Raw genomic sequence first — 16968 nt, forward strand, 5'->3', positions numbered from 1 at the left:
CTTCTTTATATTTTTCTTTAATTGTTATATAATATATTTGTTACAGGTTTGGAAGGCGATCACCAATTGACTCCTGTGACACGTATAACGGTAAAACAGTTAAATGCACTAAATTTTAGAAATTTGTAAAATGGCAGAAAGGATGTTGATTTTATGATTATTGTTATGAATCCAAAAGCAAACCAGATGCAGATTGATGATGTAGTAAGTGTTCTAAAAAATTCTGGTTTGGGTGTGCACATTTCTCAAGGAACAGAAAGAACAATACTGGGAATAATAGGGGACAAGAGTGTTCTGAGGGACATACCCCTTGAGCTTATGCCGGGTGTCGACAAGCTGGTTCCTATTGTTGAATCCTACAAGCTGGCCGGTAAAACCTTTAAGCCCGAGCCAAGTATAGTTGATGTAAACGGAGTTAAAATAGGCGGGAAAGAATTGGTTATAATGGCAGGGCCCTGTGCCGTTGAAAATTACGACCAGATAATGGATGCCGCCCATGCAGTTAAAAAATCCGGTGCTCAGTTTTTAAGAGGCGGTGCTTTTAAACCCAGAACATCTCCTTACGCATTTCAGGGTCTTGAAGAAGAAGGACTGAAATTACTATTGGAAGCCAAAAAGGCTACCGGTCTCCGGATAATTACCGAGGTGACAAGTGACAAGGCGGTTGAACTGTCCATACCATATGTTGATATGTTTCAGATTGGTGCAAGAAATGTTCAGAACTTTCAGCTCTTAAAGGAAGTTGGAAAGTCAAAAAAGCCTGTTCTTTTGAAACGAGGTTCTGCAACAACCATTGATGAATGGTTAAATGCAGCTGAATATATAATGAGTGAAGGAAATTACAATGTTGTTCTTTGCGAGAGAGGCATAAGGACCTTTGAAACCGCCACAAGAAACACTCTTGATTTAAGTGCGGTTCCTGTGGCAAAGAACATGAGCCACTTGCCGGTTATTGTTGATCCGAGTCATGCCGCCGGCAAATCAAAATATGTTATTCCGCTGTCAAGAGCGGCAATTGCAGTCGGGGCAGACGGCCTCATCGTCGAAGTGCATCCAAACCCGATGTATGCTTTATCAGATGCTGCCCAGCAGCTTAATCCAAAAGAATTTGACTCCCTGTGCAAGGACATAAGTATGCTGGCACCAATTCTGGAGAGAGAGTTTACTTATGAAGCTTAACAATATTTCAATCATTGGACTTGGACTTATCGGCGGTTCCTTGGCAAAAGCGTTCCGTCAGGAAAACAAGGCTTTTAAAATATTTGCCGTGGACAATTGTTCCGAAGCGCTCAAGCTGGCAGAAGCCGACGGTGTGATTGACATGGGCTTTAATGAATGCTGCTCAGAAATATGGAATTCAGACATTATATTTATTTGCACTCCTATAAGAAAAACCATGCAATTTATATCTCAGCTGGCAGATAACGTTAAAGACGATTGTATTATAACAGATGTGGCAAGTACAAAGCATGAAATCTGCAATTATGTTGATGGCCTGAAAAATCCGCCGATATTTATCGGCGGTCATCCGATGGCCGGCACTGAAAAATCCGGATACTTAAATACTTTTTCTCATCTGTTTCAAAATGCATATTACGTGCTAACGCCTTCAAAAACAGCTTCAAAAGCTGCATTAGGCACCTTGGAGGCATTACTCACCGGTATAGGCGCAATTCCTATAATTGTATCTCCCGAAAAGCATGATATTGTTGCAGGCTGTATAAGCCATGTACCTCACATTATTGCTTCCGCACTGGTCACTCTTGCCAAAAACGAAAACGATTCCGAATTAATAAAGCTTTTGGCAGCCGGTGGCTTCAGGGACATTACACGAATAGCTTCCTCCAATCCCACTATGTGGGAAAATGTTGTATTAAGCAATAGCCCAGTCATAGTTGAACTGCTGGATAAGTTCAAGAAAATAATTGATGAAACGGCAGACAATATAAGCAGCTTTAATAACAGCGAGATTTATAACTTTTTCGATAAAGCCAAAAGCTTCCGTGACAGTTTTTCAACCACTTCTGTAGGCCTTATCCCAAAAAGCTTTGAGTTAATTCTGGATATAGAAGATGAGCCGGGTATTATAGGTAAGATAGCTACTCTGCTGGGTGATAATGAAATAAATCTGAAAAATATAAATGTTTCCAATAGCAGGGAATACGAGCAGGGCTGCCTTAAAATCACACTGTCGGATCAGTCCAATACTGACAGAGCTTATAAAATTCTATCTGGTTATTCATATAAAGTATTCAGAAAAGAATGAGCAGATTACTGACAGAAGCTGCTGCAAAAAAATCCCACAGATAATATTCGTATACCGTAATATTACCGCTGAAAAATATTTTGCAGCAGCTCTTTTTTATAGCTTTTCCCATACGTTAAAAGTCAATTACTATCGGCTGAAGCCTACTAAAGTCAAAACAAATCAGTCTCTTTCAAACTTTTCATTCAGCTTATATCCCAGTACCATTAGGCTGTCACTGAGATGTACATTCTCAACTATAACATCATACGGAATCTTCAAATCCATTGGCGAAAAGTTCCACAACCCTTTAATTCCCAGTCTTCCGACCTTGTCAGCGATAGAAGCTGTCACCTTATACGGAACACACAGCATAGCTATATCAACAGTGTTATTTATTACAAAATCGTCTAATTCTTCAATATCAGTAACTTTTAAGTTTTTAATTTTTCTTCCGATTATTTCAGGATTTGAATCAAATATTCCTACGATTTTAAAGCCTCTTTTTTCAAAGTTAACGTAATTTGCAAGTGCCTGACCCATATTTCCTGCTCCGATTATGATTGCATAGAAGGTTTTATTAATTCCCAGAATATTTCCTATCTCATTATAAAGAGACTCAACATTGTAACCATAACCTTGTTGTCCAAAACCACCGAAGCAATTGAGATCCTGCCTGATTTGAGAAGCAGTAATCCCCATTCTTATGCTTAATTCCTTTGAAGATATTCTTTTTATCCCGTTCTCCAGCAAATCATTCAGATATCTGTGATATCTTGGAAGCCGTTTTATTACAGCAATAGAAATTTTCTTTGCAGTCATTAGAATCCTCACCCCATAACTCTGTTTGTGTAGGTATTATATCATCTTTGTTATTTTATTGTCAATATTTTTCACCTTAATTTGACATTATAGGAATCGCCTAGCTGTAAATATATGGTATTTAATAATAAGCATATAATTATAATCTCCATGTTTATTCCACTTTTGTAATACAGCTTGATTATGCGGACAGAAGGGCTGCGGCTCGCCAAATTTGTGGGTCTGAACCGGGCTTGGAGGCTAAATATATTTAAGGGCTGTACAAAAAGTATAGTGTCAAAAGCCAAAATGCGTGATAAAATAGTCATGGTATTTAAGCAGGATATTTTTCACAAAATATATAAGGATTCGAGGAGAGCTAAAATGAAAGTTTTGCACATGATCGGCGGAGGAGATGTCGGCGGAGCAAAGGTACACGTTCTATCACTGGTAAAGGAACTTACTTCGCATATAGACGTGACTCTTTTAAGTCTTAGACCGGGGGCCTTTGCAGATGATGCCCGTGCAATGGGACTGAATGTTGAAGTTATTAAATCCTCCAATGTTATATCAGATATAAGCAATACCGTAAAATTTGTTAATAAAAATAATTTTGATATAATTCACTCTCACGGTGCAAAAGCAAATATATTTGCATATGCAATAAAAAAAGCCTGTAACGTGCCTGTAGTAACAACGATGCACAGTGATTACAAATTGGACTACATGCAGAGCTTTTACAAAAAAATGACAATTGGGTTATTGAATTCAATCGTTCTCCGCAGGCTTGATTATTATATTGTTGTCACATCGGCCTTCAGGAAAATGCTTACAGAAAGAGGATACAAGGACAGCCGGATATACACTATTTTAAATGGAATTGATTTCGGCAAGCCTCTGAAAAACTATAACAGGGAGGACTTCTGCAAAAAATACGGTATTTCATCAGATGAAAGCGATATATTTGTAGGTACTGCCGCAAGGCTTGATCCCGTTAAGGATATAGGCACTCTTCTTGAGGCTGCAAAGCTTGTTGTAGATAAAAACCCAAAGGTTAAGTTCATTATCGGCGGAGAAGGAGATGAGAGTAAGGACTTAAAAGCACGTGCTGCTAATCTCGGCCTGAATAAAAATGTATTTTTCGTAGGCTGGCTTAATGATCCTTATGAATTAATAAGCATACTGGATATAAATGTAATGACCTCCATCAGTGAAGGCTTTCCTTATTATCTTCTGGAAGGCGCACGTTTTTCAAAGGCAACCATCTGCAGCAGGGTCGGCGGAATTCCCGATCTGCTTGAATCCTCTGTAAACGGATACCTTTTTGAGCCGCGTGACTATAATACTCTGGCGGAACAGCTTCTCATACTCTCTTCTGACAGTGCCAAAAGAGAGGACTTCGGAAGGAAGCTCTATACTAAAGCAGACAAGGACTTTTCTCTTACTGCTATGTGCAGAACACAGCTGGAAATATATAATTCGATATCAAGAGTTATTTCACATAAGTATAAGCAAAAAAAATACGATGCTATTATTTCAGGCTACTATGGCTTCAACAATATCGGTGACGATGCCATGCTTAGGTCTATAGTCTTCAACCTGAAGCAGCAAAAGCCCGACATATCCATTCTGGCATTATCGAGAAGGCCGGAGGAAACCAGCATGAGCTATGGCATCTACTCTATAAACAGAAAGAATGTCTTTACAGTATACTCTGCCATGAGAAAAGCCAAGCTGTTTATATACGGGGGGGGCAATATTATTCAGGACAGCACCAGCTCCCGTTCCTTGATTTACTATTTAAGCACAGCCTGGCTGGCAAAAAGGCTTAGCTTGAAGGTCATGTTTTATGCAAACGGCATCGGTCCAATAAACAAATCCATGAATGCCGAGTTTTCAAGAAGAATCTTGAACAGGGCCGATATCATAACCGTAAGAGAAAAATGGTCCTACAATGAGCTCAAAAAAATGGGTATCACCAAACCCAAAATTGTTTTAACAGCTGACGCTGCATTGGCAATAAAAAATGATGAAAAGGTTCAGGCTGAAATTATTTTTGATCATGAAGGAATTCCTTTTGACGGTAAATATGCAGGCTTTTCAGTCAGAAGATGTCCAGGTCTGGAAGACTGCCAGCATGTAAAATATGAAAAAACCATAGCTGAAATAGCTGACTATGTTTATTTGGCATATGGTTTAAAGCCCGTTTTTATTCCTATGGAATATCAAGCTGATATTTTTACTGTAAGAAACATTGTCTCAAAAATGAAAACAGACTGCTATATTATAAGCGACAGGCACTCTGTTTCAGAAACCTTTGCAATAATAAAGAAAATGGATATTATGATAGCTATGAGACTTCACGCCCTTATATTTTCAGCATATATGAATGTTCCGTTTCTCGGTATCAGTTATCAGCCAAAGGTAGAAGGCTTTTTAGAATATGTTAACCAGCCCTCAGCAGGTAACGTTAAAGACCTGTCTTTTGAAAATATGCGTTCAAAGGTTGATCATATTATGCAGAATAAGGCCTCCATTAAAGCTGAGCTTGCCGAATCTGTCGAAGCTCTGGTAAGCAAGGCAGAGGAAAATTCGCGCCTCGCAATTGAGTTAATTGATTCAATTCCCATAAACTAAAGGCTTTGCGGCTAAAGCCCCTGAATTTTCAAGGCTTCAGCCGCAAAGCCTTATCCTATTATTGTTGAATATCCATTTGTTCTGTTATATCTGCCCATACAATATATAATTCTTCAAGAGCTGACTCCTTAATCTGCTTTTCCTCATTCAGCTCAATTAATTTTACATGATCTGTGGCAAATTCAATCATTTCCATGTCTATGTCCTTCAGTCTCTGTTCCAGCCTTCCGATATCTCTTTCGGTATCCGACAGCTGCTTTTCAAGCTTACGTATTCTGCTTCGCTCTTCCTTGGTGGCAATATGGCTCTGTTTAGCTTCTGTCATGCCATACTCCTCAGCAGAGCCCTTGTCGGCCTGCGTACTTTTCCTGTAATGAGCAGAGTAATAAGTATAGTTGCCTATACAGTCAATTACGGGACTTGCACCGATATCAATTATCCTTGTGGCAAGCTTATCAATAAAATATCTGTCATGGGAAACAATCAGCATTGTACCCTCATATTCCCCCAGAGCCTCTTCCAATATTTCTCTTGAATTAATATCCAGATGATTTGTAGGCTCGTCCAATATAATAAAATTGGCATCTGAAAAAATCAGCTTGAGCATTGCAACCCTGCTTTTTTCTCCTCCGCTTAAAACAGATATTTTTTTGAAAACATCCTCATCTGTAAATAAAAATGCTGCCAGCGCACTTCTTACTTCAGTCTGAACTAATTTCTGATTTGCGCTCCAAACCTCATCCAGAATGGTATTATTTTCATTCAAGCCCTCCATCTCCTGATCATAGTAACCAAGCTTCACCTTTGCTCCATAGCTGAATTTCCCAGAGGTAGCCTCCAGCTGTCCTGCCAATATTTTTAAAAGCGTAGATTTCCCGCAGCCATTCGGCCCTAATAAAAATACTCTTTCAGCCTTTCGTATATTGAACCCGACATTTTTAAACAATTCCCTGTCATCAAATTTTTTAGAGACAGAGTCAACCTCCAAGACTTCATTTCCGCTGGCTATAGCCTGATTGAACTTCATTCGTATCTTTTGAGGCTGCGCAGCCGGCTTGTCAACCTTTTCCATCCTGTCAAGAGCCTTTTGACGGCTTTCAGCCGCAATAATATTCCTTTCTCTGTTCCATCTTCTCTGCTGCTCTATATAAGCTTCCTGACGCGCAATTTCCTTCTGCTGCTGCTGATAATGCTTCTCCTGTACCTCTCTGTTTGCAGACTTCTGTTTTATATAAGCAGAATAATTGCAATTGTACACCATGCTGGTGCAATTTTCTATTTCAATAGTTCTATTGGTTACAGAATCAAGGAAATACCTATCATGAGATATTATGAGCAGGCACTTCTTATAGTTTTTCAAATAATCCTCCAGCCACTCTACAGCTGAAATGTCCAAGTGGTTTGTAGGTTCATCCAGCATGAGTATGTCAGGCTCCTCAAGAAGAACCTTTGCCAATGCCAGTCTTGTTTTCTGCCCTCCGCTTAGAATACTGACTTTTTTTTGGAATTCACTGTCATTAAATCCAAGACCTCTGAGTACTCCCCTTACCCTGCTATTATATTCATATCCGCCAAGATAAGAGAATCTCTCGGTTAATCTGCTATATTCCTTCATTAGTGATGATAAATCATCCTTATCTCCGGCAGTACTGATTTTCCTTTCAATTATTCCAATTGATTTTTCCATATCAATAAGCTCTTTAAAAACCTCAAGAAGCTCATCCCAGAGTGTATTTTCAGTATTGACAGAGGCATTCTGCTTCAAATACCCTAAAATCAGGTCTTTTGAGACAAAAACTTCTCCGTCTTCCTGATTCAGCTCTCCCGTAATAATTTTGAATAATGTAGACTTTCCTGCACCATTTACACCCACCAGACCGACCTTGTCATTTTCCTGTACACTGAAGGAAATATCTTTTATTATAGTCTCCGTTCCATATGAAAAACCAATATTGTTACAATTAAGTACTATCACGTTAACTCTCCATTATTTTGATAATTTAGCTTTCAGCTTATGTCTATGAGAAGCTGAATAGATACATTATTCATTATAACAAAATATAGCCCATTCCATCTACATATTTTAAATTTTGCAGATAAATGGGATATATTTTTAAAAAACTACTGCACCAGCTCCTTCAGCGCCCTTTAAGCTAACCTTCCTTTCGCCGGTATCACCGACGACATACGTAGCAAAGAAAGAGTGTATCACAAAAAGCTGCAAACAGCTTTTTGATATGCTAATTATTTTACAGTTTTTCCTGTATTTCCTTTAAAATAAGTATCAATTCCACCCTTTACTGCCTGTGCAATCTTATTCTGATAATCTTCCGCAGCCAGTTTTTTCTCTTCTTCCGAATTTGATAAGAATCCGCACTCAACAATTACTGTTGTGGTTTTTAAGTTCTTTAATATCATAATCTGATCCTTTTTAACCAAAGCCACCCTGTCATTTGTATTGTCTACATTAAGCCGTATGGAATTCTGAATCTCATTTGCGAGCTTCTGACTATCAGGAGAATTGGGAGGAAAAAACACCTGTGCGCCATGATATTTTGTCTGGGCAAACTTATTCAGATGAATGCTGACAACAATATCCGCACCTGATTCATCCATGATTTGTTTCCTTCTGGTTAAATCCTCTCTTCTCTTCTGTAAAATATTATTCGTTTCGGTGCCGTAAACCAGCTGATCTGCGTCACGCGTCAGTATAACCTTATAATTGTCCTTTTCCAAAAGATTTTTGACAAGCATTACAATATTCAGATTTACATCTTTCTCTTTCAATCCACTATAATCGCTGACCGCACCCGGATCCTCGCCTCCGTGTCCTGCATCCAGAATAACAGTCTTAGTCACCGGCTGAGGATTAACAGGAGCCTGTTCAGCTGCACCTGTGACAGGCTTTGAATAGTCAACAGCAAATCCAATGCTGAATACGGTTATAGAAAATAAGAGCAGCAGAGATACAAACAAAACATTTTTCTTTTTAATTACTACTATCATAGAAACCATCCTTTAGTCGTTTTTGAGTCTCTTTATTATTATGGATATTCATAATCGGCTTCATTATGACTAAAACGAGTAAAAAAATAAGAAAGGAACTCCTTCTCCTTTCTCGCTCAGTTATTTAAATTAATTTACAATTTGCAAAGCTTATTTTATGTGAGGCAAATCCTCTATTTCGCCGCCCAGCTTTTTAATAACTGCTATTATAAGATTCAATGTGTCCTTATCCATACTGCTCATATTCTTCAGTATATGACCTCTTAGAAGGGGGATTGCTCTCCCGTCACCGTAATCTCCAAGAACCTCGGCTGCCATTCTGATATTTTTCATACCTCTAAAGGCATTTTTCAATAGGAAGAAAACCTCATCGGAGGGATACTCCCTTGAAATCTCAGCAATACAAATAAGTAAATACTCCTTTACATTTTCCTTATCCGTACTATTAAATGTTTCAACCAGCCTTTTCAGAATTTTATTCCCATATTCAATAACAGCAGCACAAACAGCTTCAGAAATTACTTCATCCCCGCCCGATTCCATAAGCAGCTGAATTAATTTTTCTCCGTAATCATCATATTTCATACAGCCCACAGTATATATCGCCTGCGCAGCCGCCGGCTTATTTATAACCTCTGCCGAAGCAATTGCGCTCTTTGCAAACCCAAAAAGAATATCAGCCGCCGACCGCCCATGCTCCCTCAGCTTGTGGATAACAATATCCGGTATGCCGGCATCAGAAACCGATGCCATGTCTATAAAAAGCTCCGCCAGTTCCTCCAAGGCAGATATTGACTCTATATATTCCTTTGGTGTAATATATCCGATTTCAGCAATAGCCTCGTTCAGCCATTTTTCTTCGGTTTCCCTTATCAATTTTTCTTCATCTATTTTTATATCACAATTTTCTCTTGTAGCATGCTCTTCCAAATAACTGTCAAATGCGGTTTCAATAGCATTGTTAAAGCTTTGGGAAACAATTTGATTGTTATTCATATTTATTTAAACCTTCTGTTCCTTTTATTTTTATTATCTTTCTTGGGCTGCAAGCCTAAAATACCTCTGATAAACGCACCCAAGTCAAAGCCCTTATATCCGGAAAAATACCCCAAAAATGCTGACAGAACTATTGTAAGCCAAGCTGCGGCATATCCCCATATTGACGTATACCCCGCAATTTTAGGAATAAACAGCATCGGTGCCACAAAGAGCTTGACTAAAGACAATCTTAATTTATCATATTTGATGTCGGCACTAATAAAGCTTAAATCAAAATGAGGTGCTGTCAGAAACAACACAATCTGAATTATAACAAGAGGCGCAATGGCAAGCAATCCGTATATTGCTCCCTCATAGGGCCTTACCCTGCCAAACCGGCGCTTGTCAAAGCCGGTATAATTTGCCATTTCATAGTAGATAAGCGGTATTAAAATAATAAAAGTCGCTATTGAAAAATAGGCTGCAACAGAAGAAAAGCCAACAATAAAAACATAAAAGAAAATCATTACAAAAAAATAATATTTAAGCACTGCAAAGCTTCCTGACAAATATTTTTTCATTACAGCCTCCACACCGGGTTTTCCAGCCCGGCATCTCCAAAATATTCAGATCTGCCTTCTTTTAAAAGCATCATTGTTAAATAGAATACAACGTAACTGTACCTGTTGTCAAACACGCACTAAAAATCAAATTCCGACAAGCCTGGTTTTACAGACTTCAAGCAGGCATAATTTACAGACACATTACCTTTTAAATATAGGACTCTAAGTTTTTTCAAGCCGGCAATAGGATTATAGCTTGTTATTTTGTTATCTCTTATGTACAGCTCTGACAATTGTGTCAATGACGACAAAGCACTGATGCTCGAAATCTTATTTCCGTTTATAGATAATATTTCAAGCTTTGTAATCCCCTTTAACGGTGAGATATGTGCTATGCTGTTTCTCTGCAGATATAAAACTCTCAGATTTTTCAAGGAACTTAAAGCTGAGATATCAGTTATCCCTGTATTGCTTAAATCCAAGTACTCCAAGCTGGAAAGCTGCTTTAAGTCAACAAGTGTTTTAACACCTGCCGGTACAGCAAGCCTGTATACCTTGCCCAAATCTGATTTGCAAACTGTCCCCGAAGTCTTTAAAAGCTGCTTTTTTACCGCATTTTCAATCACCTTGTCTTTAAAAGCAAAGGCTGTTTCTTTAGTTGCAGCTGAGCTTATTTCAAGAGAATTTAAAATACTGCTCCAGACATCCAGACCGTATGCCTTTGCAGTTTTATCACTGTAATCCGGAACATTTGAAAGGCTCCACAGCGATATACCTCCAAGCCCGTATTGCTTCACCATATCTATTTTCGCTTTTATACTCCTGCTGTTCTCATACAATAAAATATTATAGGTTTTGTCCGATATATTCATATATTGTATAAATGGGCTCTGTAGTTCATTGTTATAACCGTATGTCATACCTGTACCCTTGCCGTCTTTGTTTTGAATACGAGCATATATCATCTGATAAGTAGGTGTATTCCTTTCTTCCATGCTCATTGCAAGCTTGCCTGTTTTATCCCATGAAGCTCCGGCAGGGACTGAAAATCTCCACTGGGCGGCATCAAAGCTTATCTGAAGCATCACCTTTTTCAGGTCTGCTTTACTTACATTTTTCTTTACATCCTCCATGGCTGTCTGTATTTTCTTTATAGGTGCCAGACTGTCTATCGGATTAATACAATTATAGCCTGTGTATTGCAGAATTTCTGTTTTGTTCAGCTTGGTTACAGGTTCATAATCATGAGCCATAACTATCATCTTATCCGCAGCAGCCGCAATTCCTTTATAATCATAGCCTGTATAGTTCAGCAGAGGATTTACCGCAACAAACATTTTTTTGTTTATTTTCGCAAGCTCAGCCTTTAATTCCTTTAAAAACTGAACATACCAGCTTCCTATTGTCTTTTGGTTTACAAGCAGCGTATTTCCCTTTAAATCCTTATTTTGAAGCCCTTCAACATCTATTACCACACCGTCAAAATATATTTGTCCGCCTTCACTTACATCTTTCTTCATTAAATCTGATATTGCACTTATGGCTTCGGCTCTCTGCTGTTCATACGGAAAAATCTTCTGGGCGTTTACGCTGTCAGAAAAAATATTCAGCTGCATTGATTTATTCTTGCTTTTGGTATATTTCAATACCTCTATGTAATCCTTCGGATAATAAAACATTGTGTTGCCATTTTGCCCGAGAGTTGTATTAATGCCCTCGGATAAGTCGGAATACATTCTCCCCCATGCAAAGCTTATTGAATCAAGTGAATCTATGTATTTTTCAGCTTGCTCCGAAAAGGTTAATTGAGCCGGATAAAATGCATGCAGCTCCAGTTTCTGCTGTACGGCTGCCTGTGCATTTTGTTCAAGACCCCCTACCATGCTTAATAATATAGCCAGAACAACTATCGCACTGATAGCCTTCTTTATTATTCTCATTCTAAAAACTTCCCTTCTACTCCTGAGGTGTATATTGCTCTATCCTTGCATCGTCAAAGGTTCCCATCTGAGTATATGCTGCCAATGCCGCATCTACAAGCTGAAAGCCCAAGGCTGCTCCCGTCCCTTCTCCTACTCTCATATTCAGATTGAGCACAGGCTCCATATCAAGAGCCTTCATAACAGCTTCTGAGCCCGGCTCTGCCGAACCGTGAGAAGTAAACATGCAGTCTCTTGCCGCAGGACTTATCCTGACAGCGGCTAATGCGGCGGCAGCTGAAATAAAGCCGTCAATAAGGATTGGTATTCTATGTATGGCAGCCCCCAGAAAGCACCCTGTAAGTCCTGCAATATCAAATCCTCCAATTTTCGCGAGAACATCAACCGGGTCTTTGGAATCAGGCTGATTTATTTTAATCGCTTTTTTTATTACTTCAATTTTATTTATGTAAGCTTCTTTTGAAAGACCGGCTCCAACGCCAACCAGCCTGTCAACCGGTGTGTCAGTTAAAACAGCTGTAACCGCACTGCTTGTGGAGGTATTTCCTATACCCATTTCACCTGTCCCCAAAAGATTTATTCCTTCATCCTTTAGCTCCCTTACAATATCAATTCCTGTCAATATCCCTCTTATTGCCTCTTCTCTGGTCATCGCAGGCCCTTTGGCTATATTCCATGTACCCTTTCTGATTTTCCTGTTTAATATGCCTGTATAGGTTATATCTGCATCGACACCGATATCAGTTATAACCACCTTTGCATTTGTAAGTCTTGAAAATACATTTACAGCTGTTATACCCCGTGTAAAATTGCAGGTTACAGCTGCCGTAACGCTTTTAGGGCAAGAGCTGACACCTTCCTCAACCACACCGTTGTCTGCACACATCACAACTATAGCCTTTTTGTCTGCCCTTGGCGCAACAGAGGAATTTATACCTGCCAGCCTCACAACCATATCCTCAAGCCTGCCAAGACTTCCCAACGGCTTTGTAAGTCTGTCCAGCCGTATACGAGCAAGCTCCATTGACTCAAAATCCAAAGGAATAATTTTATTCAGTAATTTATACAGCATTATAAATAGCCCCTGTATTTAAAAATTAGAATGACAGCATCCCTCTTTATTATATATTTAATCGAATAATTTGAAAACATTAAATCTAACCAAATTTAATATGTTGCTGCAATATTGCCTCTTTTACATAAAAATGCCCCTGCCGCAATAAACAATTATCAGCTATAATTGCCTGCAGCAAAGGGCATCCTTATTTCTGATTTAATTTTATCTTAGAACCTGCTGTCCGCTTGCCGTATACAGCTTATACCATTCCCAGCGCTCAAGCTTAACCTCCTGAAGTGCGCGAATGGCTAAATCAAGGCGTTCCAGCTTGTTGCTTCCGCTTATTGGCATCGCCTTTACAGGATGATACATAAGCCATGCATATATTATTGTTTCTATTTCTTCTCCATGCCGATTTGCAATTTCCTTGAAGCCTTCCATTGCCTTGACACATTCAGGGTCATCAGATGAGAAAATCCTTCCGCCCGCAAGAGGAGACCATATCATAGGATGGATTTTATTCTTAACAAGATTATCCATCATCCCTGAATTAAAATGCTCAAAACAGACAGGATTCCATTCAATCTGGTTTGTAACCAAAGCTCCGTCCATTGCAGTATTCAAGGCATCAAACTTAAACGGATCAAAATTTGACACACCCACCTCTCTGACCAGCCCTTGCTTTTTTAAATCCTTTAAGGCTCTTGCTGTTTCCCATGCATCAAAACACGGGTCCTCTCTGTGAATCAGATACAAATCTATATATCCGCACTGGAGGCGTTTTATGCTCTCCTTGCAGGATTCTATAATTCTGTCATAGGAAGTGTCATAATATCCAAACATGTCATTTTCTATTTTCTTTTTAAAAATCCCTGTTTTGGTAACCAGCTGTATTTTTTCCCTGAACCCCGGCTTGTCCTTGAAAGCTGCACCCATTTGGCGTTCGCATTCAGTGTCGCTGTATATTTCTGCTGTATCAAAGGTAGTCACTCCCCTGTCTGCACAAGCCTCCATAAATTCAATCAAATCCTTTGTGCTGAATTTCCAGTCGGCAAGACGCCAAAAGCCCTGCACCAATCTTGAAAATTCCAAATTGTTTCCCACTTTAACAGTTTCCATTATTAAGCCTCCGCTTTATACTATTTTGAATTTTTTCTCATATCCAGAGCAACAGCTGTGCATATTATTATACCCTTTACAATAAGCTGCCAATTTGGATTTATACCTATAAATGCAAGTCCATAGCTTATAATTGTAAATATGACTACACCCAGAACAACTCCTGAAACCTTTCCAACTCCTCCGCTAAGAGATACTCCTCCCACTACGCAGGCTGAAATTGCATCAAATTCATAAGAAAAACCATAGGCACTGTTTGCCCCGCCTGTACGTGCAACCTCCAATATACCTGCAAGTCCTACCAGAATACTTTCAATTACAAATACCGCAACAATGATCGTATGCACCTTGACACCTGAAACCCTTGCAGCATTTTCATTTCCGCCTACTGCATATATATGCTTGCCAAATACCGTTTTATTTAAAACAAACCATGAAATAACCGTTACAACAGCCGCTATCACAACCAAAAGGCTTATCTGCCCAAATATCTTGTAGTTGCTCAATATTGTCAGATCTTCTCTTATTCCGCCTATAGGCTGTGCATTATTCGGCTTCTTTGCATAATAAAGACAGTTAATGCCGTACACTATAGTTGACATTCCAAATGTAGCAATAAAAGGAGCCATCTTGAGCTTTGCTATCATTAATCCGTTCACCGCGCCAATTCCCGCTACAACTACGATTGCAATAATGATAGGAACAATAATAGGAATATTGGGCAAGTCCGGGTAAAACTTACTGGCATAACCCGCCGCCTGACTCATGGATGCGACAATAACGGCTGCCAATCCGACCTGACGGCCTCCTGAAAGGTCTGTTCCTCCGAGGAGCAAGGGAAACAGCAGTCCAAGTGCAACAATGAGCTTAACAGAGGACTGTGTCATAATATCCTTAGCCACACGCCACTGCAAAAACGCAGGCTCTATAATGATAATAACAATTATCATCGCAATTAATGCCAATATTAAAGCTTTATCAATTAAAAACTTTTTTATCTCAATTTTTCCGATTTCTTCATCTCTAATCTTCATTTTTCCGCCTCCATTGCTGTACTCTCAACGGTAAATCTCGTTGCGAGACGCATAATCTCTACCTGTGAGGCTTCCTCACTCTTCAGTATCCCCGTTATATGCCCATCGCACATAACAAGTATCCTGTCTGACATTCCCAATAATTCAGGCATTTCTGAGGATACCATTATAATACTGTTTCCTTTTCTCGCCAGCTCCCTTATGATTTTATATATCTCATATTTAGCTCCAACATCAACACCTCTGGTTGGCTCATCAAGAATCAGTATGTTAGAATCGGTCAGAAGCCATCTTCCTACCAGAACCTTCTGCTGGTTTCCTCCGGAAAGGTTTTGAATTTCAGCAGACATACGCGGAGTTTTTACATTCATACTCTTACACACAGCAGCGGCGCTTTTTGTACTTTTTCTCTTATTAATAACCCCCGGACACCAATTTGTAAATTTTTTATATGATGCAATCAGGGTGTTGTCATTTACAGACAGCATGGGAACAATACCCGTAGCCCGGCGTTCCTCCGTCAGAAGTGCAAATCCATTTTCAATTGCCTGAAGCGGTGTTTTATTGCTGACAAGCTTGCCTTCCTTGTATAAAACTCCTGATGCTATAGGTCTAAGTCCAAAAAGGCTTTCAACCATTTCAGTTCTTTGCGCCCCTACCAGTCCTCCAATACCTAATATTTCTCCTTTATGGAGATCAAAGCTTATATCCTTAAAGGATCTTGGATTCGGGCTTGTAATATTTTCTACCTTCAGCATTACCTCCGGCAACGGAGCCTGCTCGCTTTTCGGAAAACGTTCTTCCATACTCCGCCCTACCATCTGCTCTATTACATGATCAATGGTAATTTTACTTATTTCCCAAGTTCCGATATATTTACCGTCCCTCATAACAGTTACTTCGTCCGCTATTTCAAACATTTCCTCCAGCTTGTGTGAAATATATATAATAGATCTGCCCTCATCCCTCATCTGCCGTATTATCCTAAACAAATGCTTCGTTTCTGCAATTGTAAGTGAGGATGTGGGTTCATCCATAATAATGATTTTCGCATTGTAAGAAACTGCCTTTGCTATTTCCATAGCCTGCAGCTGTGAAACTGAAAGCTCTCTTGCCATTACCTTCGGACTGATATCGAAATCAAGCTCTTTTAACAGCTCCTGAGTCTTTTTCTCCATTAATTTTTCATTTACAATCAATTTGTTCTTTATATAACGCCCAACCCAGATATTGTCAGCCACAGTCCTGTTGGGGATAGGATTTAATTCCTGATGTATCATGGATATTCCGCTTTTTAGAGCACTTTGGGTATCTGAAATACGGATCGGTTCACCGTCAATTTCTATGGTTCCCCCTTCCTGCTTGTAAATACCGAATAAGCACTTCATTAAAGTGGATTTCCCAGCTCCGTTTTCGCCAATCAAAGCATGGACACTTCCCGGCTTGATATACAGCTTTACATCATCCAGAGCCCTTACACCAGGAAAAGTTTTTGTTATATTGTCCATTTTCAGACGATATTCCTGCAAATGGCTCACCTCCATATTTAATGAACCTTTCTTTATGAATAACTGCTGCATAATGCTTT

13 protein-coding genes are annotated in these 16968 nt (G+C 39.3%); 3 read left to right on the forward strand and 10 right to left on the reverse strand.

Annotated features, from left to right (window positions below; translation table 11 throughout):
* Window positions 1–153 precede the first annotated feature (153 nt).
* The gene (gene aroF / locus LY28_RS08440) at window positions 154–1179 is read left to right on the forward strand and encodes a 3-deoxy-7-phosphoheptulonate synthase (protein WP_110461740.1); all 1026 of its coding nucleotides are present in this window, start codon (window positions 154–156) and stop codon (window positions 1177–1179) included.
* Window positions 1169–2266, forward strand: coding sequence for a prephenate dehydrogenase (locus tag LY28_RS08445; protein WP_110461741.1), 1098 nt, complete (start codon window positions 1169–1171; stop codon window positions 2264–2266). The genes aroF and LY28_RS08445 overlap by 11 nt, the downstream gene beginning before the upstream one ends.
* Window positions 2267–2428: 162 nt before the next feature.
* Here LY28_RS08445 and LY28_RS08450 read toward each other — a convergent pair whose 3' ends face one another.
* Entirely contained in the window at window positions 2429–3067 is a 639-nt protein-coding gene (locus tag LY28_RS08450) for a redox-sensing transcriptional repressor Rex (protein WP_110461742.1), read from the reverse strand.
* Between the two features lie 363 nt (window positions 3068–3430).
* On the opposite strand from LY28_RS08450, the gene csaB reads away from it, so the two are divergent.
* Window positions 3431–5683 (forward strand): polysaccharide pyruvyl transferase CsaB, encoded by a 2253-nt coding sequence (gene csaB / locus LY28_RS08455; protein ID WP_110461799.1) that lies wholly within the window; start codon window positions 3431–3433, stop codon window positions 5681–5683.
* A 58-nt stretch (window positions 5684–5741) separates the two neighbouring features.
* On the opposite strand, the gene LY28_RS08460 is transcribed toward csaB, so the two are convergent.
* The 9 genes from LY28_RS08460 to LY28_RS08500 all read right to left on the reverse strand — a co-directional run bounded on the left by LY28_RS08460 (window position 5742) and on the right by LY28_RS08500 (window position 16888).
* Window positions 5742–7658 carry an ABC-F family ATP-binding cassette domain-containing protein gene (locus LY28_RS08460; RefSeq protein WP_110461743.1) on the reverse strand — a complete coding sequence of 639 codons (1917 nt, stop codon included), beginning with the start codon at window positions 7656–7658 and terminating at the stop codon, window positions 5742–5744.
* Window positions 7659–7927: 269 nt separating this feature from the next.
* The gene (locus tag LY28_RS08465) at window positions 7928–8689 is read right to left on the reverse strand and encodes an N-acetylmuramoyl-L-alanine amidase (protein WP_110461744.1); all 762 of its coding nucleotides are present in this window, start codon (window positions 8687–8689) and stop codon (window positions 7928–7930) included.
* Between the two features lie 150 nt (window positions 8690–8839).
* Window positions 8840–9685 carry a hypothetical protein gene (locus LY28_RS08470; RefSeq protein WP_110461745.1) on the reverse strand — a complete coding sequence of 282 codons (846 nt, stop codon included), beginning with the start codon at window positions 9683–9685 and terminating at the stop codon, window positions 8840–8842.
* Window positions 9686–9687: 2 nt separating this feature from the next.
* The gene (locus LY28_RS08475; RefSeq protein ID WP_110461746.1) at window positions 9688–10248 is read right to left on the reverse strand and encodes a hypothetical protein; all 561 of its coding nucleotides are present in this window, start codon (window positions 10246–10248) and stop codon (window positions 9688–9690) included.
* Between the two features lie 119 nt (window positions 10249–10367).
* On the reverse strand, window positions 10368–12170 hold the full coding sequence (locus LY28_RS08480) for a leucine-rich repeat domain-containing protein (RefSeq protein ID WP_110461747.1): 1803 nt from the start codon (window positions 12168–12170) through the stop codon (window positions 10368–10370).
* Between the two features lie 16 nt (window positions 12171–12186).
* Entirely contained in the window at window positions 12187–13245 is a 1059-nt protein-coding gene (gene cobT, locus LY28_RS08485) for a nicotinate-nucleotide--dimethylbenzimidazole phosphoribosyltransferase (protein WP_479692078.1), read from the reverse strand.
* Window positions 13246–13449: 204 nt separating this feature from the next.
* Window positions 13450–14346 carry an aldo/keto reductase gene (locus tag LY28_RS08490; RefSeq protein ID WP_110461749.1) on the reverse strand — a complete coding sequence of 299 codons (897 nt, stop codon included), beginning with the start codon at window positions 14344–14346 and terminating at the stop codon, window positions 13450–13452.
* A gap of 20 nt (window positions 14347–14366) precedes the next feature.
* Window positions 14367–15380, reverse strand: a complete 1014-nt coding sequence (locus LY28_RS08495) for an ABC transporter permease subunit (protein ID WP_110461750.1) — start codon at window positions 15378–15380, stop codon at window positions 14367–14369.
* Complete coding sequence (locus LY28_RS08500) at window positions 15377–16888, reverse strand: sugar ABC transporter ATP-binding protein (RefSeq protein ID WP_422784989.1); 1512 nt, start codon at window positions 16886–16888, stop codon at window positions 15377–15379. Before LY28_RS08500 ends, LY28_RS08495 begins: the two co-directional genes overlap by 4 nt.
* Window positions 16889–16968 lie beyond the last annotated feature (80 nt).

This window comes from Ruminiclostridium sufflavum DSM 19573 (genome assembly GCF_003208175.1).
In the GTDB taxonomy this organism is placed as follows: domain Bacteria; phylum Bacillota; class Clostridia; order Acetivibrionales; family DSM-1351; genus Ruminiclostridium; species Ruminiclostridium sufflavum.